Annotated in this window: 24 protein-coding genes and 2 pseudogenes; 18 read left to right on the top strand and 8 right to left on the bottom strand. The window is 37.9% G+C overall.

Going from position 1 to position 19,319, the window contains the following annotated elements:
• Positions 1-78: 78 nt before the first annotated feature.
• From QFZ80_RS18200 to QFZ80_RS18175, 6 genes and pseudogenes are all read left to right on the top strand, one after another.
• Positions 79-345 (top strand): DUF1294 domain-containing protein, encoded by a 267-nt coding sequence (locus tag QFZ80_RS18200; protein WP_307544985.1) that lies wholly within the window; start codon positions 79-81, stop codon positions 343-345.
• Between the two features lie 128 nt (positions 346-473).
• Entirely contained in the window at positions 474-761 is a 288-nt protein-coding gene (locus QFZ80_RS18195; protein ID WP_307544987.1) for a stage VI sporulation protein F, read from the top strand.
• A 145-nt stretch (positions 762-906) separates the two neighbouring features.
• A complete protein-coding gene (locus QFZ80_RS18190; RefSeq protein WP_307544989.1) occupies positions 907-1,284 on the top strand; it encodes a YhjD family protein in 378 nt (125 codons plus the stop codon).
• A pseudogene (locus QFZ80_RS18185) lies at positions 1,281-1,766 on the top strand (Y-family DNA polymerase); the annotation flags it as partial. The gene QFZ80_RS18190 and the pseudogene QFZ80_RS18185, both read left to right, overlap by 4 nt.
• A 135-nt stretch (positions 1,767-1,901) precedes the next feature.
• Complete coding sequence (locus QFZ80_RS18180; RefSeq protein WP_307560374.1) at positions 1,902-3,149, top strand: DNA polymerase IV; 1,248 nt, start codon at positions 1,902-1,904, stop codon at positions 3,147-3,149.
• Positions 3,146-3,601 (top strand): YhjD family protein, encoded by a 456-nt coding sequence (locus QFZ80_RS18175; RefSeq protein ID WP_307560372.1) that lies wholly within the window; start codon positions 3,146-3,148, stop codon positions 3,599-3,601. The genes QFZ80_RS18180 and QFZ80_RS18175 overlap by 4 nt, the downstream gene beginning before the upstream one ends.
• A gap of 367 nt (positions 3,602-3,968) precedes the next feature.
• Here the strand turns inward: QFZ80_RS18175 and QFZ80_RS18170 are convergent, their stop codons facing one another.
• Positions 3,969-4,961 carry a DGQHR domain-containing protein gene (locus QFZ80_RS18170; protein ID WP_307560370.1) on the bottom strand — a complete coding sequence of 331 codons (993 nt, stop codon included), beginning with the start codon at positions 4,959-4,961 and terminating at the stop codon, positions 3,969-3,971.
• Positions 4,962-5,092: 131 nt separating this feature from the next.
• On the opposite strand from QFZ80_RS18170, the gene QFZ80_RS18165 reads away from it, so the two are divergent.
• Positions 5,093-5,431: a helix-turn-helix domain-containing protein gene (locus QFZ80_RS18165; RefSeq protein ID WP_307560368.1), complete on the top strand. Its 339-nt coding sequence runs from the start codon at positions 5,093-5,095 to the stop codon at positions 5,429-5,431.
• 404 nt (positions 5,432-5,835) lie between these two features.
• The gene (locus QFZ80_RS18160; protein ID WP_307560365.1) at positions 5,836-6,291 is read left to right on the top strand and encodes a hypothetical protein; all 456 of its coding nucleotides are present in this window, start codon (positions 5,836-5,838) and stop codon (positions 6,289-6,291) included.
• A 132-nt stretch (positions 6,292-6,423) separates the two neighbouring features.
• On the opposite strand, the gene QFZ80_RS18155 is transcribed toward QFZ80_RS18160, so the two are convergent.
• From QFZ80_RS18155 to QFZ80_RS18140, 4 genes are all read right to left on the bottom strand, one after another.
• On the bottom strand, positions 6,424-6,753 hold the full coding sequence (locus QFZ80_RS18155) for a hypothetical protein (protein ID WP_307560363.1): 330 nt from the start codon (positions 6,751-6,753) through the stop codon (positions 6,424-6,426).
• Positions 6,754-6,772: 19 nt separating this feature from the next.
• Positions 6,773-8,005, bottom strand: a complete 1,233-nt coding sequence (locus QFZ80_RS18150) for an S-layer homology domain-containing protein (RefSeq protein ID WP_307560362.1) — start codon at positions 8,003-8,005, stop codon at positions 6,773-6,775.
• 19 nt (positions 8,006-8,024) lie between these two features.
• Positions 8,025-8,570, bottom strand: a complete 546-nt coding sequence (locus tag QFZ80_RS18145) for a hypothetical protein (RefSeq protein WP_307560360.1) — start codon at positions 8,568-8,570, stop codon at positions 8,025-8,027.
• Between the two features lie 75 nt (positions 8,571-8,645).
• On the bottom strand, positions 8,646-9,164 hold the full coding sequence (locus tag QFZ80_RS18140; protein WP_307560358.1) for a hypothetical protein: 519 nt from the start codon (positions 9,162-9,164) through the stop codon (positions 8,646-8,648).
• A 318-nt stretch (positions 9,165-9,482) separates the two neighbouring features.
• Here QFZ80_RS18140 and QFZ80_RS18135 point away from each other — a divergent pair, with 318 nt between their 5' ends.
• Positions 9,483-9,701, top strand: a complete 219-nt coding sequence (locus QFZ80_RS18135) for a hypothetical protein (RefSeq protein ID WP_307560356.1) — start codon at positions 9,483-9,485, stop codon at positions 9,699-9,701.
• A gap of 217 nt (positions 9,702-9,918) precedes the next feature.
• Here the strand turns inward: QFZ80_RS18135 and QFZ80_RS18130 are convergent.
• The 3 genes and pseudogenes from QFZ80_RS18130 to QFZ80_RS18120 form a co-directional block, all read right to left on the bottom strand.
• Positions 9,919-11,121: pseudogene (locus tag QFZ80_RS18130) on the bottom strand (IS110 family RNA-guided transposase).
• Between the two features lie 299 nt (positions 11,122-11,420).
• Entirely contained in the window at positions 11,421-11,585 is a 165-nt protein-coding gene (locus tag QFZ80_RS18125) for a hypothetical protein (protein ID WP_307560354.1), read from the bottom strand.
• Positions 11,586-11,663: 78 nt separating this feature from the next.
• On the bottom strand, positions 11,664-12,185 hold the full coding sequence (locus tag QFZ80_RS18120; RefSeq protein ID WP_307560352.1) for a hypothetical protein: 522 nt from the start codon (positions 12,183-12,185) through the stop codon (positions 11,664-11,666).
• Between the two features lie 222 nt (positions 12,186-12,407).
• Here QFZ80_RS18120 and QFZ80_RS18115 point away from each other — a divergent pair, with 222 nt between their 5' ends.
• From QFZ80_RS18115 to QFZ80_RS18075, 9 genes are all read left to right on the top strand, one after another.
• Positions 12,408-12,905, top strand: a complete 498-nt coding sequence (locus QFZ80_RS18115) for a EutP/PduV family microcompartment system protein (protein ID WP_307560350.1) — start codon at positions 12,408-12,410, stop codon at positions 12,903-12,905.
• Positions 12,906-13,125: 220 nt separating this feature from the next.
• The gene (locus QFZ80_RS18110; RefSeq protein ID WP_307560348.1) at positions 13,126-13,893 is read left to right on the top strand and encodes a hypothetical protein; all 768 of its coding nucleotides are present in this window, start codon (positions 13,126-13,128) and stop codon (positions 13,891-13,893) included.
• Positions 13,894-14,070: 177 nt separating this feature from the next.
• Positions 14,071-14,646, top strand: coding sequence for a hypothetical protein (locus QFZ80_RS18105; RefSeq protein WP_307560346.1), 576 nt, complete (start codon positions 14,071-14,073; stop codon positions 14,644-14,646).
• Between the two features lie 263 nt (positions 14,647-14,909).
• On the top strand, positions 14,910-15,425 hold the full coding sequence (locus tag QFZ80_RS18100; protein ID WP_307560344.1) for an RNA polymerase sigma factor: 516 nt from the start codon (positions 14,910-14,912) through the stop codon (positions 15,423-15,425).
• Positions 15,406-16,077, top strand: coding sequence for a hypothetical protein (locus tag QFZ80_RS18095; RefSeq protein WP_307560342.1), 672 nt, complete (start codon positions 15,406-15,408; stop codon positions 16,075-16,077). Before QFZ80_RS18100 ends, QFZ80_RS18095 begins: the two co-directional genes overlap by 20 nt.
• A 293-nt stretch (positions 16,078-16,370) precedes the next feature.
• Positions 16,371-16,802: a hypothetical protein gene (locus tag QFZ80_RS18090; protein ID WP_307560340.1), complete on the top strand. Its 432-nt coding sequence runs from the start codon at positions 16,371-16,373 to the stop codon at positions 16,800-16,802.
• A gap of 277 nt (positions 16,803-17,079) precedes the next feature.
• Positions 17,080-17,592, top strand: a complete 513-nt coding sequence (locus QFZ80_RS18085; RefSeq protein ID WP_307560338.1) for a hypothetical protein — start codon at positions 17,080-17,082, stop codon at positions 17,590-17,592.
• Positions 17,593-17,925: 333 nt separating this feature from the next.
• The gene (locus QFZ80_RS18080) at positions 17,926-18,315 is read left to right on the top strand and encodes a DUF3841 domain-containing protein (protein ID WP_483874724.1); all 390 of its coding nucleotides are present in this window, start codon (positions 17,926-17,928) and stop codon (positions 18,313-18,315) included.
• 152 nt (positions 18,316-18,467) lie between these two features.
• Positions 18,468-19,049, top strand: a complete 582-nt coding sequence (locus QFZ80_RS18075; RefSeq protein WP_307560336.1) for a VanZ family protein — start codon at positions 18,468-18,470, stop codon at positions 19,047-19,049.
• Positions 19,050-19,319: the final 270 nt, after the last annotated feature.

Genomic DNA, 19,319 nt, shown 5'->3' with positions numbered 1-19,319 from the left:
ATTTGACCGTGCTCGCATTCGATTTTAAGATGATAGTAGATAGTTTACTATTTTTTTGGAAACGAAGGTGTATGGAACTTGACTTATTTTCTCTGTTATTTACTGCTGATGAATATCATTACGTTCATAGAAATGGGACATGACAAGGGACAAGCCAAAAAAGGCGGGCGTAGAGTGCCTGAAAAACGTCTTTTTATACTGGCTGCTCTCGGTGGCGGGATTGGCGGGTGGCTCGGTATGCGGGTTTGGCGCCATAAGACGAAACATACCTCATTCGTCATTGGCATGCCGCTGCTTGTTGCGCTAAATAGCCTATGTGTCATCATGGTCGCGATTTATATGTAGCAATAGCAAAAAATAGGAGACAGTTGCCGGCAGCGGCAGCTGTTTTCTTTTTTATACAGGAGTCCTAGTCAAGTTTGCATGCATTTACTCATAAGCTAGGAGCATGACAGGTTATCGGAGGTGCGAACATGAGCTATCACCATTATGGCATCGATCCTGCGCTCGTTGAGCGCGTAAAGTTCAAGATGAAAAATCCAGAGATCAAGGAACGCATTAAAATGCTGCTGCAGGGTGTTACGAAGGCTGATTTACAAAATCATACCAAGGTTACGCGCTTAATAGGACTTGCCGCCGGCATTCTCGGTGAGAAGCTAAGCGGAAGCCAAACGACCCAAATTTTGGAGTTTATCCTTGCACAAAAGATTGATCCATCTAACGCCTTTCACTTGATCAAACTCTGGTCCATGTTTCGATAGACTAAACAAAATGCGCCACTTGCAGGGTTAAAGATGCCCGTTAAGTGGCTTTTTTTTGCTTCCAGAAAAATTCACTTGCATAACGAATACGTGTTCGGTATATAATAAGTAACACGAATATATGTTCGCATATGGTGGTGGAAATATGAAAGTTAGTTCAAGTTCAAGAATTGAGACAGAAGAGGATGTTCAAATTGTTAAGGAATACACGCTGCTGCCCATTTTACTCGATATGCTAGCAAGGGACATGGAGGAGCTCAAGGTTTATAAGGATAAAATCGTGTACAATCATATTCTTTTTTATCTCAGAGAAGTTGAGATGGCTATTTATCCGGAATTACAAAGTATTAAGAGCCAGATGAAGAAGCGAGATATTAGAGTTATCCATACCGAAATGAATGCCTTAGGCATTAACGTAGAGTACAAAGTCCGAGGCTACATTCATCATTTCACGATGCTTCGCAGCTTGGTCAAGGCTGAGCTTATGACTACGCTCATGAATATGCGGGGGGGATTGCGGTGAGCAAAGGAAGCAAAGGCCGGGAACGAACGATCTTCCTAGCAGATTGTCAGAGCTTCTATGCCAGTGTGGAGAAAGCGGGTCACCCGGGCTTAGAGGATAAACCGGTTGCTGTTGCAGGAGACCCTGCTCTACGTTCGGGTATCATTCTAGCCGCCTGCCCCGTTGCTAAGAAATACGGCGTATCCACAGCCGAACGGTTAGGCGAAGCGCTTAAGAAGTGTCCTGAGCTGATCGTGATGCGTCCGCACATGCAGCATTATATCGATGTTTCGCTGCAGATTACCAAGATTTACGAAGAGTTTACCGATCTTGTTGAAATTTTCAGTATAGATGAGCAGTTTCTTGATGTTACAGCGAGTTTGTCTATGTTCGGAGATCCGATCACGATTGCGAAAACCATTCAGCTAAAGGTGTTCAGTCAAACGGGGGTAAAGGTTCGTATAGGGATTAGTTCTAATAAAATACTAGCGAAGATAGCAACAAGACTACCAAAAATTCATGTACAGAATAGAACAATTTAATAAAATCCCTTATGTAACAAGGATTTTTTTAGTAAAGACTCATGTACATAATTGCGGTATGCAATTTTGATGTATAAACATTTTGGTGGTGTGACTATGAAATCAGAACGAGCTGTTATGCTTGTGGACTGTCAGAGTTTTTATGCCAGTGTGGAAAAAGCGGCACACCCAGAGCTTTGCAATAAACCCATAGCGGTTGGTGACCCTGCCCGTAAGAGCGGTATTGTATTAGCTGCTTGTCCCATTGCGAAATCTTATGGCGTATCAACTGCGATGCGAAATTTTGAAGCTCTTGCTGTTTGCCCAGATCTTACTATAGTCCGACCAAGAATGAAGACTTACATTGATGTCTCTACACTCATCACAGAGATTTATGAAACCTTTACCGACTTGGTTGAACCTTGGAGCATTGACGAGCAATTTATTGACGTGACAGGTTCAACGTCGCTTTTCGGATCACCAGAAGAAATTGCACGCCAGATGCAAACAAAAGTTATGCTTTCTACAGGCGTTTGGATTCGTGCGGGTATCTCTTCAAACAAAGTGCTTGCCAAAATGGCCACAGACAATTTCGCGAAGAAGAGCGAAAGTGGCATTTTCGAATTGCCAGTAAATCAGGTCGAGTCCATATTATGGCCGTTACCTGTCTCACAAATGTACATGGTTGGGTCTCGGATGACTGCTCACTTTGTAAGAATGGGATTGAATACTATTGGTGATATAGCGCGGCTAGAGCTTGGAGAATTCAAACGGCGCATGCGGATTAGGATGGGACGACAAAGCGATATCAAAGCAGAATATTATTGGCAAACAGCGCGCGGAATTGATCCCAGCCCAGTCGTTGCAAGAGCCTTCGCGAAGCCGCAATCTATTACTCGAGGCAGAACGGTACAGTCAACGAAATACCAGACAATGGAGGACATAGAGCCGCTAATGATTGAATTAGTGATTGAAGTATGCCGAACAAGCAGACGGCACAATAGCATGGGGCGTGTAGTGACAGTTAGCGCCGGGACGATGAGAAGGGGATTTTCGAGGCAAATGACACTACCTTCGCCGACTTGCCTAGAGCATCATGTTGTTTCAGCAGCGCGCGAATTGTTCAAGAAACATTGGAACGGAGATCCCCTCACGCATTTAGCTGTAGACCTATCTCAATTGACAGATGATAGCACGCATCAGCTCGATCTATTTGAGGATATCGAAAGAAATCTTAGGCTCGCCAAAGCTCAGGATAGTATTAAAGACAGATTTGGCGGTGCAGCAATTATTAGAGCTTCTTCACTGTTAGAAACTGCACAAGCTAGAGATAGGGCGATTATGATAGGGGGACATTATGCTTGAGCAAACTACTCGATGGAAATGGTAGATGGAGTACGAAGTTCATGTCACCAGAACACAATGCTGCACTGCAGCAGAGACACCAGCCGCAAAACAATACTACAATGCCTACGAAAGAGGAGTTGGAAGCGATACGGGATTTCGTTTTACTCCCAATGTTGCTTTCAATTGTTGAAAAGAATAAACAGGAAATAGAAAGAACTTCCTACTCTATGAGAACGATCTTTGTTAAAGCGGCAAACATCATTCAAAACCTAATAACAAACGACCTTCAAACAGTGCGGAAGTTATTGAAAGAACGAAATATAAAGGTGTTTGAAGATGAGATGATCGATTCAAATTTACGGTACCAATACATCTGCCGCGGCTACGAGGACAAATTTGTTTTGATTAGAGATGTTGCTCGAGCAGAGCTCATGAAACGACTAGGGAAGTATTCGGAGTTTCTGAAATGAAAGGCATTGGGCACACATTTAAAACAAAAACGAGTGACACTCTAGGACCTCCCAAGTCCTAAGTGCACTCGTTTTTATGCTGACTAGCTAAGTTTTAAATATTTTTAGAAATAATCGAACTAGATTCAAATGAAAAAGAACTGAGCTAATAGCTAAGCGATTAACTTAGCGTGAATTGAAAGTTAAGTAATAAAATGGCTACAGCGTTATGATCAAGAAGCGTTAATCTTACAACCAAAAAAATATTAGGTAATGGCACTTATAAATTCATTAATTCATTAAAAAATAACGTCAGATCCATTCCACAGCTATACTAGCGTTATTTGTTTTCAGATCAGTATCATAATAAAATTATTATTTAAACTTTTTATAACATCATCTGAGCAATTAAATCTGAAGCCAATGTCTTTGAACCACTTAAACCTTTGATATATCTTAGAACACCATTAGACGACCAATCGAATTTTTTTAATCTCTTCACATATTTAAGAATACTAGTATAATCAATTTGCTTTTTATCCGTAGACACCACTTTTGAAAAAATTTCTGAACCAGCAATAGCTAATGCATTTAAACAAACTATGTGTGTGAGGCGATGTTCTTGATAATCCATCCACTCTTGGTTAAAATTTTCTTTCAATGCATTAAAGTAATATAAACTTAACATCAACTTCTCCTCTTTGGTTAGGCTAGATACATGAATGTCTCGAGTAAGAAGCTCTAGGACTCTATATAGATTTTGAAGTGTTACATGACGCCCGGCGTTTCTCTTACCTGTTATTGTGCCAATATTGTAGAAAGGACTATCACTTCTTACGATTAACTCCGTTGCAACCCAACTAAGGTCGTCAGAATGTCTTCGCAAATAACGACTTAGAGAAACTCCTATTCCCTTAGCTTTTGTATTAATTGTATCAAAAAGTTGGATTTCCTCATCCTCGTCCAAATAGTGTAACGCAAGGAAAGGAATATTTATTTCAGAGTTGGTTTCCTGTGTATATCTCTTGATTCCTCCCAAACGATGCTGCCCATCCATTAAAGAGGCTTTATCTTTGCAAAGCAGCCTACCGTAAGTAGGTCTATATTTATCATAAGGAACGAAATCCCATTTTGCTTCAGCATTTAGAAGAATTGGTGTGAATAATGAGTTATCTCCTTTTGATAAATAAAGGGCAAAATCATTTGCTCTTTTAGCATCTACAGGTCTTTGATATCCTTTTCCTGAGGGTAAGTCATATGGCTTAACATAAGTAATCTGTAGGGCATCTGAGGCAGCTACATGTCCTAGATATGCGACTTTACCACGCATTTTATATTGAAGGACATTTTCAATAACATGTTGTTTCAATAATGTGTTCATGTCCTAACTCCCTATTTGTAGTATTAGTATTTATTTTATGTATTATAACACATAAAATCAAATGGTATTATGTAGTGTATTGATCTTCATAACTTAGCTGGACAAGCCTACGCTGTTAATGAGGTGGTTTAATGTCCAGTCTTTTTCAGCAAGTGGGTAAAAGAATAAGATTTTATCGAAAAGCAAGAAAACTCACTCAGGAACAATTAGCGGAATCCATTCCAATTGATCAAGCACACCTGGTAAGAATCGAGAGAGGCTCTGTTAATATTACTTTGGAGACCATTGAGAAAATATCTAGAGCTTTGGAAATTCATCCTAATCTGTTATTTGAGACGGAGAAAAGTAGGTATATTGACAGAGAGGATTTGGAAAAGATTCAGATCTTACTGTTTGAGAGAAGCAACGAGGATATACAAAGGGTACATAGTATACTAAAGGAAATATTTTTTATAAAAGAATCTAAATAGAGTGTTAATATTATTGTAGATTTCTGTTACATTAGATTTCGATCCTTAAGTGAAAAACACTAACTATTAGTTAGTGTTTTTCACTTTTTAAATTGAATACGTTTGGAGAAATTACAGTGTTAGATTGTAAAATAATAGTGTTGTAGACTGAGAAGATGAACTATAAGACTCACGCAGCTGCGCTCAACTAACGGATAAGTATAGTTGAACAAAACAAGAAGCAGTTCTGCCGCTGCAGCTGCTCCTTGTTTTTATTAAGCTAAAGGGCAGTTTAGCGTGGAAAAAATCCTCATGGAAGATACTCTTTTTGTTCATTCAAGTAACAGGTGAATAGCGCAACATTTTATTATAATTTTCGTCTAATATCTATGATTAATATTGGTTAATATTGGAAGGGGATGCAAATGATTAGCAAGATAATTGGTGGCTGGATGGTTATTACGTCTAGCTATTTTCTTACGATGTATGCAATGTATACATTGTATTCGATCTTCTTTAAAGAACCTGCTGACTATAATTGGGACTTATCTGGTACTTTTATTGGTACACCGTTGCTGATTATTCCATATCTCTTAGCTGGAATATATGCGAATAAAGTTTTTGCCAATAAACGCACTGGCGCACTATTTGTTAGTATAATTCCAGTCATTAGCGAGCGATTGTTGATATATCTAATTGGTTATTTATTAGTGATTGGAGGCGGTGACGGATCAATGAATGGAATAACAACTATGATGTTCATACGTGGTGAGGCAGCGCCTTACTACACTTATACCTATATCATCTGTGGTGTTATAAGCGTTTTGATTTGCTTTATTGTTGCTTCTTATAAACCTAAGGTTAATCAGCTGTTGCGCTAACGGAGAACGATAGTTCAGGCTGCCAGCAAATACGGCATCCAACAATACGTTAACAGGACAGTATATTAAAATCAAATCACGAATGATGCGGGTAATACTCTTCCGGAGGGTTCCAAAAGGACATTGAATGGATTAATGAGAACTACAAGGAAGTATGTAAAATATTTGACTCTGCACGGGAAGTTTATGAATGGGCAGAGGTACTGGAACGTTACAATCCCCATTCCAACCAACATCCATTTGACCACCTGAGTAGTCTGCCCTAAAACCACCTGCATCCAATTGATACCAGTAAACACCTGGTTTAGCAAGTACTGGATTTGATTCCACTTTTTTTGGTGCAGATTGCTGTGTCTTTGGTGGATATATCCCAGCAGCGTTTACTGGTGCAATTGTTATGGCTGTCATGTTAATAATTAAGGAAGTTAAGACGAGTAGGTTAGAAATTTTAAAGAATTTCACGAATCATCTCCTCCAGTCATTACTTTTTTAGAAAGATTCTAACATTATCTCCATTATCCGCTGTAAGACTATATCCTACAGAACTAGTTGCATCTTTTTCTATGTTGGATGATACCCATACTCTCTTTTCTTCACCCTTAACCAAATACTGCCATGCATTTAACTCTGGAATGGTATTCAAACCGTAACTACTAACTTTGGTACCTGTTACCCGATAAAAGCTAACTAGAGCACTTGTGATACCATTTCCAAGTGTGTTTAAGTCTGTTTTCTCCATATTTGATGTGATTGATATGTCAGAGTACACAAGATATCTGCCTAGAAAGGCTTTTGGTACCTTATCAACGAACATAGGAGCATATACTCCACTACCTTGATCGCCATCAGAATCAACAATAATTAAATGGTGAACCTTGACACTTCCAGAGTTGTTCTTCAAAGTAATCGGTTTATTCAAAATGTTAGAGAAAGTAGGTTTGTCACCACTCAAATTCTTTGTGTAATAATAAGGTGTTAGGGAAGTAACGTTAGTCCCAGTTGTCCCTACTTCACGCAACTCGTTCAAAGCTTTGTATTGATCGGCTTTTTTTCCTTCAACATCAGTGTAACGGAGCAAAATTGTTGTAACTTCTGCTCTTGTTGTTGAGTTATCCGGCCTGAAAGAACCATCTTCGAATCCTTCAATAATTCCAGTTCCTTTTACGAGGGCAATATAAGAAATTTGATCAGTCGAAATACCGCCTTTGTATGTCTCCGGAGTTGGAAGTAAAGTATTCTTTGTATCTAACAATGCTTGTTGAAAGCTTGGGTCCGATTTGGCTAGGCCAGTTGAAATCCATTTCATCATTTCATATCGTGTAAGCTTCTTATCGGCTTCAAAACCATTTGGGTAATCGGTAGGATCAATAAATCCGAGCGCAACCAGTTTGTTGACTTCCGTTTGGCTCCAGTGACCTTTTAAATCAGAAAAAGCATTGGGTGTTGTCGTTGTTTCAAGATTTGTAACACGACTCAATAGCGCTGCGTACTCAGCTCTTGTGATGGTTCCATCCGGACGGAACGTACCATCTGGGTAGCCATCAACATAACCCTTCTGGATTGCTGTCATGACATTGCTTTGTGACCAATGCCCGGCTATATCAGAAAATGAAACATTTTGAGTATCAGCAGCCTTAACGGGTTCTTTAGCACTTTCCATGGAAAATCCCGCGATTGTAATTGTAGCAAGAGTAGTTAGCAATACTTTTTTCATTGTTTTTTCACTCCTAGAGTTAATTGATTTTTATATTTACAAAATCGAATGGAGAGATACTCTCCGTTTCGGGTAAATCAAGGACGTATAATAAGTGGAACTCATTATCAACCTTAATGAGATCGGATTGCCCTTCCACTCTTTTCGATATCGTCCCTTGATGATAGCCTTGCATTATCACTGGAACATCTATTCTTCCTTCTAGGGTACGGATGGACGCTTTGCTTAGCCCTTTGAATGAGAGTGTACGCGAATCGTATACAACTGATGTATTGTCTTTAAAGACGAGTGGTTCTTTTGGTTTTCCTTTGACTTCTTTGTAGTTTTGTACGACCTTACCTACTGCTCTTACGACCATTTGAGATGGAAAATTGTAGTTCTCACGTAATGACTGGTAATGTACATTCATGATCTTAATTTTGTTTCGATAAGTACCTTGTTGAAAAGAGACTTCGCTTATGTAGTTACAAACCTCGTGGAAGCGGGTCATTGTTTCGGTAAGCATTCGATGTTGTTCTTCATCAGTTAGTAACTTAATTTTCATTGTACAAAGCACTGTTTTCACACCTCCATATTTCCATTCTATCAATTATATAGATTAATTCAATCTATATAATAATATAATTTACTCTATACTTTCTTAATTGTGTTTGTGCGTAATAAGCTCAGGATTCACACATTGTAATGGATTGTAACCGGCACTCGCTGCTTCTCTTTCGTTGCTGAATGTTTCCTCTACGCGATAATCTGCGCTTGTAAAGGTACTTGAGCAAGTGCTTCGGAAATAATACTTAACCCCATTAGCAATATCTACTGCCCCTTTAACAACATCACGTTTGATAAGACGACTTCCCCCTAAAGCATAATGGTTGTAAATCGTGCTCCCCATTGGCAGGCCTTGAACGAACGCAATAACCCCTACATCATTTAACGTGTTATCCCACTCCTCTTGGCTAATTGTTGGGAGTGTAAACGTATATGCGATCCCAATACGCCTTGCGCTCTCATTGTATTGATTGATGAAATATTCTAAGTCACCTTGTATGGCGTTCACAATTGTGCTCCGACGAACCTCTTCAAACGTGGCAGCATCTTGAAGTAATGGAATGCTTCCAGCTTCAGCAGCTACGTCGGCACGTCTTCCGTAATGCCAGGTCATTGTACTGGATTCGTAAGCTGTAACAAAATCATCGAGCGTAAATGATAAAGAATTCTTATTATTATCGACATAAGCGTAAGGTTTTTGGGTTGAAGTAGATGTGCATTTTCAGTTTCGCCTTTGGCATTGGTGAAATTGTCCATCGTGTCTAGGTAAAAGCCGTCGTAACCAATAAAGGCTAGTGCGGGAACATACCTCCCCAAAACACCTTGCATCGTCGTATCTTTCGTAGCTTCAAAGTTTTGGTTCGTTTCTTGCTGAATTTAAGATGGACGCGCAGAGTCCGATGACGCTTATCTTGGTGGTGCAAAGTGAACTTTGGGATCAGTTAGGGTAGAGCAACTTGAAGAAATTGAATACCTTTCTACACCAGAAGATGTTCTTATTAAAAAATGCTTTGGACAGAGCCAAAAACTAAGAGAAGTTGTTTGGCAGGAATGCTTACAAGATGTAGAGGGAATTTTTAATAAATATGCTACTTCAAAAGGACTGAAAATAATTAATTATTATCACTTATTAACAGCAAGAGCTTCGTAAATTAATTCAGCTAATGCAGAACGATAGCTTCATAACAAAGATTAAACAGGCTACCGAAGATAAACTCGGTGGTCTGTTGTGCTATTCCAGCTAATAGCTTGTCAATATTTAATTATTAATGATGGATTCATGAAGTGATATACTTAAAAAAGTGCATGGGAAATAACCGTCCCATATAGCACGGAAGAATATCCCATATATTTCTAGTTTTCACGACTTAGTCTAAACGGAACGCTTCCTTAGTAGTTAAGATAGCAAAAATCCAGTGGATGAGTTTATTCACACAAGCAATTATCGCTACTTTGAACAGCTTTCCTTCAGCACGTTTCTTATCATAATAAGCCCTTAATTTCCTATTTCTATTGCTACGGATACCAATCGTACAGCTTGATACAGGGCAGTACGAAGTCTCCTAGAGCCATGCTTAGTGATTCTATTCTGGGTTGCTGTAAACTTGCCTGAAGAAAAAAACGCTTGGATCAACGCCAGCAAAGGCCACCAGTTTCTTTGCGTGATCAAACCGATCGATTTCTCCAATCTCAGCCAAAATTGTTGCAGCAATTTTAGTGCCAATACCGGGTATCGATTGAATTAAATCATATTCTAGTAACTCTTCTGCCAGGGCATCTACCGATTTAATAAGGGTTGCTAGATGCTCCTGGTATTGAAGAAGCAACTTGATGAGCAACTGCAAGGAGATCAAGTGGCTTGGAAAAGCAGTCTCCTTAAATGGATTTCGCCTTGCCGCATCTGCCAGGCTTTGTGCACGTTCCAAACACCACGATGCGGATTTACCACGCCCAGTGAGTCGCCCGATCGCTGTTGCAATTTCATTATCGGACATTTCTAGGACCTCTTTAGATGTTGGGTGTAATGCCAGAAATCGAAGGGAAACTTTAGAATAAAGATCACCAAACACGCCATGATATTCGGGGAAAACCTGATCCAGAATTGACTGGAATTGTAGTTTTGCTTGAACATAGATACCCGTTAAAGATTCATATTGCCGTGTTAAATAGCGTAAATTCATGAGATGCTGACCCCGTTTTTTGTAGGGTTCAAACTCCTCTTTATAAAACAGTGTCCCAAGTTGATAAGCATCAGCGGCATCTGTTTTCACCCGTCGCAAATTGGTTTTCTTGGCTTCGTGTGAGATTAACGGATTAATTATGATGTACTGATACTGTTGCTCGTCCAAATACTGAACGACTGGGCTGTGATAATGGCCTGTCGCTTCCATAACAATGGTGGGAGGCATCTCTGCAGCTGATTCCAATCCTCTAATATAATTTAAAAAAGAAGCTAACCCTTCAATATCATGACTAAACCTAAAAATCTTTCCATGAGGAACTCCACGATCTAAAAAAGCTTGTGCGTGGCTCTCCCCCTTTGAAACATCCAAACCAATGACTGGATTCATAACATCACTCCTGTAGTATTCTCACCGGTAACCCCTAACCTTCTTGTTTTCCACACTATCGCATGTGATACGGGATTCATGTCCCAACCAGCCTAACCATGGTTGAACAAGTAGGGGGGATGAACAGAATAGCTCTCGGGATCAAAGTCCCACGGGCAGATACGCTCGATCCCCGGCTACCGCTATCTTAAGACCACACAAAAATGAGGTCTACCAGAAATATCTGGTGACCTCATAATACGAACGGGCAGATTAGTTACAATCACAGTCATGAAAAAAGGAACTGATAAAAAATACCTTTACCGATTTCGTTCTTTTGCTTTTTGTATTTGTTTCAACCAAAAATCTGGTGGTTCGTAGGCAATTAGTGAGTAGTCAAGTTCATGACCAAGCGGAGTTGCTAACTGAATAAGCAACTGTTTCTTTGAATCCGAAGGTTGTAAATCCTTTGTTTTAACGGTCAAGACTTGCACTCCATTTCGTTCGGGAGTACCTATGACGATTACTTGGTTTCCTTTTGTATAAATATCAGTGACTGCCGTTTAGAAAACAACGATATATAAATCAAGATCAGTTTTATTCTGAAACATAGGGAATTCAATGCCAACGTTTTGTTTGAAATTTAACTCGCCTGATATTCCAATGTCATAAGTGGTAAATAGCCGATGGAGTGCGTATTGTATTCGCATAGGTACATAACTCCACCTGCCTCCCCAATATGTGCTATGCCAATGCTCTTCATATACCGGTCTTATATAACCCGGGTCATTTTTAATTATATTGAAGTGAATTTTCTTTCCTTTATCCATTACCGTAGGAATAGGGAAGGTTTCGGTCGGATAATATTTTTCAGCTTCTAGCTGCTCTGCTGATATAGGAATTTTAGTCGGTTTAGGTGGCTCAAGCCGGTTCAAACGTTTCTCCAACTCTTCAACCCGTTTATTTACTTCTTCGGGGTCACTTGAATGGGAATTTGGTAATCCTTGCGAGTAGGTTGTGAAGGAAACCGATAGGGATATTAATATGAATATTGTAATAACATAGCCCTTGCGTGCTTTTGACATCTTTAACACCTCATGGTTATGTTGTCACGTAATTAGCAATTTTATGTAAGAAATTCCATTGCGTTAACGGGAACGCTTTAAAACGATAGGTAATTGTACCTCCTCATTCGGCTAACGGGCAGCTTACTTTAATATTAATGTTAAAACGAAGGACAGCAAAAGGGGAATCTTCGGCTATCGCGAATAGTTAATTATTCGCCGATCTAAGGAGCTTGAACAGGAATGAAAAAAATCCTCATTATTGGAATTGTTGCTAGTGGTAAAACGACATTGGCTAAACGCTTATCACAGAAATTCAGTCTGCCCTGGTATGAACTAGACTCCATAGTCCATCATAAAACAGCTACGGGACGGTACAAACGTTCAGCAGAAGAACAATTCGAAGTTATAAAGGAGATCGATAATAAAGGAGCATGGATATTCGAAGGAACAGATAGAGACTCCTATCAATGTTTGTATAAAATGTCAGATTCGATCATATTCCTTGATACTCCATTGTGGAAGCGAAGGATTAGAATCCTAACACGATTTCTCAAGCAAAAACTTGGTATTGAAAAGTGCCACTATAAACCAGATATCAAGATGTTGAAAATGATGTACAAATGGACGAGGGATTTTGAGCAAAGTAGAAACAGTTTTGATGCCAAGTTGAAAAGATATAATGAGAAAGTGATCAGGTTAAGAGATAGTAACAATCTGGATCTTACAAAAGAGACATGACTACGCTAACGGCGAACGTTACTTAAATAGGGATCGTCTGCTGCCGCGCAGTCTGACGATCCTTATTTTGCTGAAGTAATAGGAAAGTTAATTGAGCAACAGAGGCTCAATTGGCGAACTTTTTTATATATTGACTGGTTTATAAATGCCATTTTGGAATTTAGTTATATTAAAAGGGGAAAATACCTACAATACTACTTCCAAAGGTGGCGTAATAATCGTGAAAAAGTTAGTCATAATATACATGGTGTTTGTTGGACTATTTTCGTCAATACAATTAGCAACGGCAAGTATCCAACCAAAAATAAAATCTGAGGATGTATTATCTATTCAAGCAAACCGTATATATGGGGGTTCTCGTTTATTTAAGGAAAATGATGGATATGAAGAAGTAATCATCAATAAGGTTGTTAAATGGATAAACACATCAAGTCCTTCCGAAGGACAAACTGAGTTAGAGTTTAATAACCCCCCCATCTCCAAATTGAAAATATTAATGAAAAACGGGGATTTTGCAGTTATTGAACCTGCCTATAATTGTATTTCTGATAACCAAAAAAAGACATGTACTATAGCAGATGGTGAGGTAATATATACCCAAAATAATATAAAAGCTCGATTAAAATCATTAGAACTATATGATTGGCTCTTAGTTGGGTGGAAATATGAAAGTGTTGGAGCTCCTCAAAAAGAGTTACTTGAAGAAACTTTATATACCAGATATTTTTCCTACCTCGACAAAACTTACTCAGACTTTATTATGTGTCCAACAATAGATAAAATTGAAAGAATAAATGGCGATACCAGAAGACATATCGTTCATGCAAGTGCGTTAAATTATAGTGCACATCATGGTGACGTGCCTTATGATAGAATTCATATTACGTTAACGGATACACCAGAAAATGGTGTAAAAATAAATAAAGTTACAATCACAAAAGGCATTTCTGGAAAAGAAAGCCGTAAACAATGTAGACGGGAGAACTAAAATAACTTGTTGATCTATCGAATAACGTTACTTCAACAAACTAAAAATTGAGGCTGCCGCCGCGAGTGGCAGCCTCATTAAGCTATCGGGCAGTTTAACATACACCCTTATTTGGAAAAAAGAGGATAAAATTTACACTCCACGAATATATAAGAATATCGAAGGAGTGGTAAAACAATGAAATTTAAGTTAATAGTTGTTTTGGTTTTTATTATAATTATTTTTTCATCAACATTTTTTATTGCTAAACAATATAATTCTAACCTTCAACAACCTTACGATGTATTTTTAAATAAAAAATATGTGATTAAGGAAATCAACAATCCAGTGCCATTTGAATTTTTTATTAACCCGCAATGGATTCCTTTTGATACAACGAAGCCAAAAAATATAAATCTAAATCTGATAACCACCAATAACACAACAATCGTATTGCAACAAATATGGAACCGAGGGGAGTTCGGAAAAGACATTTATTTTAGTTTTCATGTGAAATATCACCCGTTTATTAACCAAGGGGATTTTCTTAGCAATAAAATTTTTACTTCGGATGGAGATTATAGAGATAATATATCATTTGATCATTTTACTATTTCTGATCTAAATCACAAGGCTATTAATATAAGTCAAATCGGAGAAGGACCAAATTCAGATTTTTCTTTCGGAATTAATTCAGATCAATTTAATGAAATTAGAAACGGATTTTATTTAACGTATTCTGGAATGGTTCTGTACGAATATGAAAAGAATTGAGTCTTTAGTATAATACCATAAGTTCGCATCGATTCTTCTGACTTCATTCCGCAGAGCATTTCTGGGGGGACCTGAATTCAGACTTTCATTAAGCTATCTGGAAACTAGAGCGTGGTATTCGATGAGTGTATTTATTGACCTAGAGGAAGTTGATTTCAGACAACACATAGGTGTACAATGCCCATTACTTGTAAAAAAATGAACTTTTATTTATCTGACTGTGTATAAACAGTGAAAGCAGAAGGAAGAAAGGAGGGGCTATTTTGAGGATCGATAAAAAGCAAGCAGAGTATCTATTTAATGAACATGTGTCTTATGTACGGCAGGCTGCTCTTATGCTGACTAAGTCTAATTCACTATCAGACGATATCGTTCAGGAGACGTTTATTCGAATCTTTGATAAATATCATCTATTCAATCCTACAAAACCGATAAAACCTTGGCTCTACAAACTGACGCTTAACACCACACGAAATATGTTGCGAAAGCAAAAGTGGCTGAGTTTTTTTGGAATGATACCAGATGTTCCGAGCCCTGAAATCATTGAAAGTGTTGTAATAAAGGATGCCTCTAAGCGCGAATTATTAGAAGTGATCAGTCGTTTACCTCAAAAACAAAGAGAAGTGATAGTTATGCACTTTATTGAAGAACTAAAGATCAGTGAAATGGCTGAAATACTAAATGTACCTGTAGGGACTTGCAAATCCAGACTGCACAAAGCGCTAATACTTCTACGAAATGAAAAAGGAGGGGTTCTCCATGAAGCCTTTGACCTTTGAGAAAATTTGGGAGAATTACAGTCTTAGAAATAAAGCAAAAAAAATGAGAATGGCAACTATCACATCCCTCCTGATTCTTTGCATGGCGCTAGCATTTATACCCCCAGCACGTGCGGCAATTCAGTCTTGGATTGATGTCACGATTATTAAGAACACAAAGAATGCAACCTTTGGTTATACACTAACTAATTCTAAAGGAGATGATACGAGAGTTTCTACATCAACCCTAAACCAGGCGGAAAAACTCGCTGAGAGAAAACTTGCGTTTCCAATCGAGTTTTTAGCCATGGAAGACAACGCAATTAGCAAAGAGTACATTGTTGCAAAAATGAAAGGGGAATTCATTGGCTATTCCTATTCACTTCGTACAAATGACCGAATGATTCAAGTTAATGCTAGTTTTAAACAATATACAAAACCGGAGATGTGGGCAAAATCGACGGAAGATGCCAAAATAAGCGAAAAGGAACTAAATGGATCTAAAATAAATGTTATAAGTATTCGTGAATACGATGGCGCAACAGCTTATTATGAAAAAGATGATTGGGTGATTGTGATCAACGCAATTGCATCAGGAGTAAATGAGCATGAGGCAGTACCATTTTCAGAAGAAGAAATGGTGAACTATTTTAAGTCGATTGAGTTTCACTAGCGGGAAACGCTAGTGAAGCTCGAAAATTTTTGAAGTTAAGGAATGTTATTCTTTGTAGGATGGCATTATATAACTTACCATTACAGATAAGAGAAATCGTATCATAAATTGCATTATGGGGCATTGATCATTGAACTAACGGATACGATAGTTCAAACACGACATGACGGCATTCAGCATTTGATCGGCTGCTTTTGTTTGTTGAAGTAACAAGAAACTTTAGCAGATCGTCCAATTAAGGTTTATTTTAAAAAGATTACTTAGAAATACAATTTAAAACACTGGAGAATATAATGAGAAATGTGAATTCCCCTGCAATATTTTCCGTAATTTTACCGGGAATTGGTCAATTATATAATGGTCAAATTTTGAAATGGCTTAAGCTTACATGCCTTCAAATACTTCTCACTGTACTCTTTCCTATACTATTCAAATTAGTAGGAATGATATCAGGCTTTCTATTTGCGTTAGGCTTACTTACCATTATTTTGTTGCCATTTGCATTCATACCTTTATTAATATTAATATTTGGATTTGTATTTGCTCCGAGATATTCAGCATATAAAGATGCTATTGATGCAGCTAATCAAACAACAATATGGAGAAAATATTTTAATACTCAACAACAACTGATTATTGTTATCCTAGTGACAATAAACGAAATAATAATATTAATGTTCCTATTCAAATATTTCTGGGGGATTTCAGAACATTTGATACGGTAAGTAATGACTAAGTAATGTTTCGCGGAGCCTCAGCAGCGTTGAACTAACGGAGAACGATAGCATAATATAACACAGGCTGCCGGCATACGGCATACTGGGCAGCCTGTTCAAGTAACGGGAGGTTAATTGAATAAATTTATGAAACATATTCCAATATGGCGCGTCTAATAAGTGCAGCATAATAACTCAATTTTTTTAGCGTGATTAACACATTTATCTTTGATAAGCCAGGTGGAACCACATTTCAATTGTTACTCAGAAGAAGGAAGTGGCTAAAATGAAAAATAAAATCATGATATCGGCATGTGTCTGTTTAGTTATTATTATTGGAGGATCTCTTAGTTATAATGCTTATGCAGATAATCTGCCAAATTCAGTAAAACTATCTCAACTTAAAAATGATTTCGAAAAAGAAAAGGCAATCTTTGAGTCAATGCCAGAGAGTAAAACAGATGAAGATCATACTAAAGTGGAGAAGCAAGGTCGTAAGGTAAAAGAACTTGGCAGGGAAGCTGGATTGTTAGAAGCAGATTTAAATTCCCCTGATCCCAAAAAAGAGTTAGAGGATAACATTCGTGGATTAAATGGAACTTTGGCTGAAACCGAATATTTTAAAACAAGAGTCGATGATCCTGCATATGGAGAGATGTATAAAAAAGGAATTAAAATTGTTGAACAGAAGAAAAGGGACCTTGCTGAAATTGAAAAAGAATTAAAAGATAATAACACACCTATTGAAGAGCTTGTAAAAAGGTTTGAAAAGGTTAGAGATACAAAAGTGCTAGAATAAGGCAATGGGCATTAAGCTAACGAGTAACGATAGCTGAATAAACACGAAGAAACGGCAGCCTGATTCATGGCTGCCGTTTTCTGAACAGCGCTCGCGCGGCATGTATGGGACGGGCAAATTACGCTAATGTTGGCTCCTAATTATAGTGGGCTTGAAAAAAATTGTGATATGATATCCCTAGAGCTTTAGATAGTTTGAGGGAGGTACCATGAAACTTTGGACAATTCAGACTTATAAAGCTTGGGAAGAAGCCGTGGCCACCGGTTATTTGTCGGAAACACTAATTTTATCTGGGAAGAGTTTATTCATCCGTACCATTGGATGATGGATCAAATGAGAAAGAGGTTACCCAATTATAAAGGTGAATACCCGGTTTGGTTGTGGACAAATAGACCGGACTTAAGATACATGAGGCACATCAACAGGGGGAAGAAAGCAGTTTTACTTGAAGCAGATTTGAATACGGAAGATATCCTGTTCTCCGATTTCCAAGCCTGGCACCTTGTATTATCTAATGAATTCTTAACCATAACTGAAGAAGAAGACCTATTAATCGAATCAGGGCACATAATCATGAGTAAAGAAAAAAGTTGGGAAAGAATCTTTAATTATAAGGAACTTCGTCAGTACGAGTATTGGAAGGGTTCAGAGGACTTGCAGGCAGTAACGGGAGTTGTACCATTATTCAGACTCAAACATATCAAGACATTTATAGGGCGTTGAAAAGAAATTGAACGATAGCTGACTAAAGACATAAAGGCAGCCAGCCAGTTCATACGGTCGGCTGCCGTTTGTCGTTGAAGTACGGGCAGTAATGCTAAGCAATATATGTTAAAATATGTGCGTACGTTTGTGAACAAAAGGAGCTATAAATAATGTTAAAATTTACGTCAATTGGCTTGTTACTAATGATTATGTATTTATTAGCCGTTTGGTTTTTGAACCGAAAAAGAGCTATTTTAAAAGGAAAACTAGCATTAAACTTGTTATTTTTTGTTTACATATTGGCAGTCGTTGCGGTAACGTTATTTCCGATTCCAATCGATAATAGGTTTATCGAGCATGTAATAATAAAAGGACTTCATCAAACTAATAACTTTATACCATTTAAAACTATAACAGATGTACTCCATAACCGTTATTACATGGTCGCACTTAAAAATATCGGAGGAAATATTCTTTTGTTGATGCCATTAGGCTTGTTTATACCTTTGATATGGGGGGGGATTTATTGGAAGAGAGCTGTATTTGTAGGATTTACGAGTTCATTTATTATTGAACTAACTCAAGCAATTATTTCATTGTTTGTTGGTTTTACGTACCGAAGTTCTGATGTGGATGACATAATACTTAATACAATTGGGCTTTCAATTGGATATGCGTGTTCGAGTTTCCTAATTAAGTTGTTTCAAACAGCAAAAAATAGTAATAAAGCAACGAATACAACAAGATATTAATTAAATCCGATTGTTACACTAACGCAGAACTTTAAAGATTTTACACAACAAGGTGGTGTTACATATTAGACATAACTAATATGTAACACCACCTTGTTTTTAATGAATTTATTAAACTTAGGTAGGTCTTGATAGCCCATGGCGGCTCTTCTTTTTCATCGATGTTATGGTGTTATCGGACAGTATTTATGTTGTGTTAAATTGGAACCTGGAAGCTCTTTGTTTTGTCTATTTAATAGAGGTGATAATTTTTGGTTAATGAGTATCTGC

It is taken from the genome of Paenibacillus sp. V4I7 (assembly GCF_030817275.1).
Taxonomy (GTDB): Bacteria; Bacillota; Bacilli; order Paenibacillales; family NBRC-103111; genus Paenibacillus_E.
The sequence above is the reverse complement of the archived record's forward strand: the minus strand, read 5'-3'. Positions and strand labels throughout refer to the sequence as shown.

Coding starts and splice junctions, on each gene's coding strand:
- QFZ80_RS18150 (WP_307560362.1), bottom strand. CDS start 8,005: ATGAAAAAAGTATTGCTAACTACTCTTGCTACAATTACAATCGCGGGA.
- QFZ80_RS18180 (WP_307560374.1), top strand. CDS start 1,902: ATGAAATCAGAACGAGCTGTTATGCTTGTGGACTGTCAGAGTTTTTAT.
- QFZ80_RS18105 (WP_307560346.1), top strand. CDS start 14,071: ATGAAATTTAAGTTAATAGTTGTTTTGGTTTTTATTATAATTATTTTT.
- QFZ80_RS18170 (WP_307560370.1), bottom strand. CDS start 4,961: ATGAACACATTATTGAAACAACATGTTATTGAAAATGTCCTTCAATAT.
- QFZ80_RS18195 (WP_307544987.1), top strand. CDS start 474: ATGAGCTATCACCATTATGGCATCGATCCTGCGCTCGTTGAGCGCGTA.
- QFZ80_RS18140 (WP_307560358.1), bottom strand. CDS start 9,164: ATGACCTGGCATTACGGAAGACGTGCCGACGTAGCTGCTGAAGCTGGA.
- QFZ80_RS18115 (WP_307560350.1), top strand. CDS start 12,408: ATGAAAAAAATCCTCATTATTGGAATTGTTGCTAGTGGTAAAACGACA.
- QFZ80_RS18120 (WP_307560352.1), bottom strand. CDS start 12,185: ATGTCAAAAGCACGCAAGGGCTATGTTATTACAATATTCATATTAATA.
- QFZ80_RS18190 (WP_307544989.1), top strand. CDS start 907: ATGAAAGTTAGTTCAAGTTCAAGAATTGAGACAGAAGAGGATGTTCAA.
- QFZ80_RS18085 (WP_307560338.1), top strand. CDS start 17,080: ATGAAAAATAAAATCATGATATCGGCATGTGTCTGTTTAGTTATTATT.
- QFZ80_RS18165 (WP_307560368.1), top strand. CDS start 5,093: ATGTCCAGTCTTTTTCAGCAAGTGGGTAAAAGAATAAGATTTTATCGA.
- QFZ80_RS18160 (WP_307560365.1), top strand. CDS start 5,836: ATGATTAGCAAGATAATTGGTGGCTGGATGGTTATTACGTCTAGCTAT.
- QFZ80_RS18090 (WP_307560340.1), top strand. CDS start 16,371: ATGAGAAATGTGAATTCCCCTGCAATATTTTCCGTAATTTTACCGGGA.
- QFZ80_RS18075 (WP_307560336.1), top strand. CDS start 18,468: ATGTTAAAATTTACGTCAATTGGCTTGTTACTAATGATTATGTATTTA.
- QFZ80_RS18080 (WP_483874724.1), top strand. CDS start 17,926: ATGAGAAAGAGGTTACCCAATTATAAAGGTGAATACCCGGTTTGGTTG.
- QFZ80_RS18095 (WP_307560342.1), top strand. CDS start 15,406: ATGAAGCCTTTGACCTTTGAGAAAATTTGGGAGAATTACAGTCTTAGA.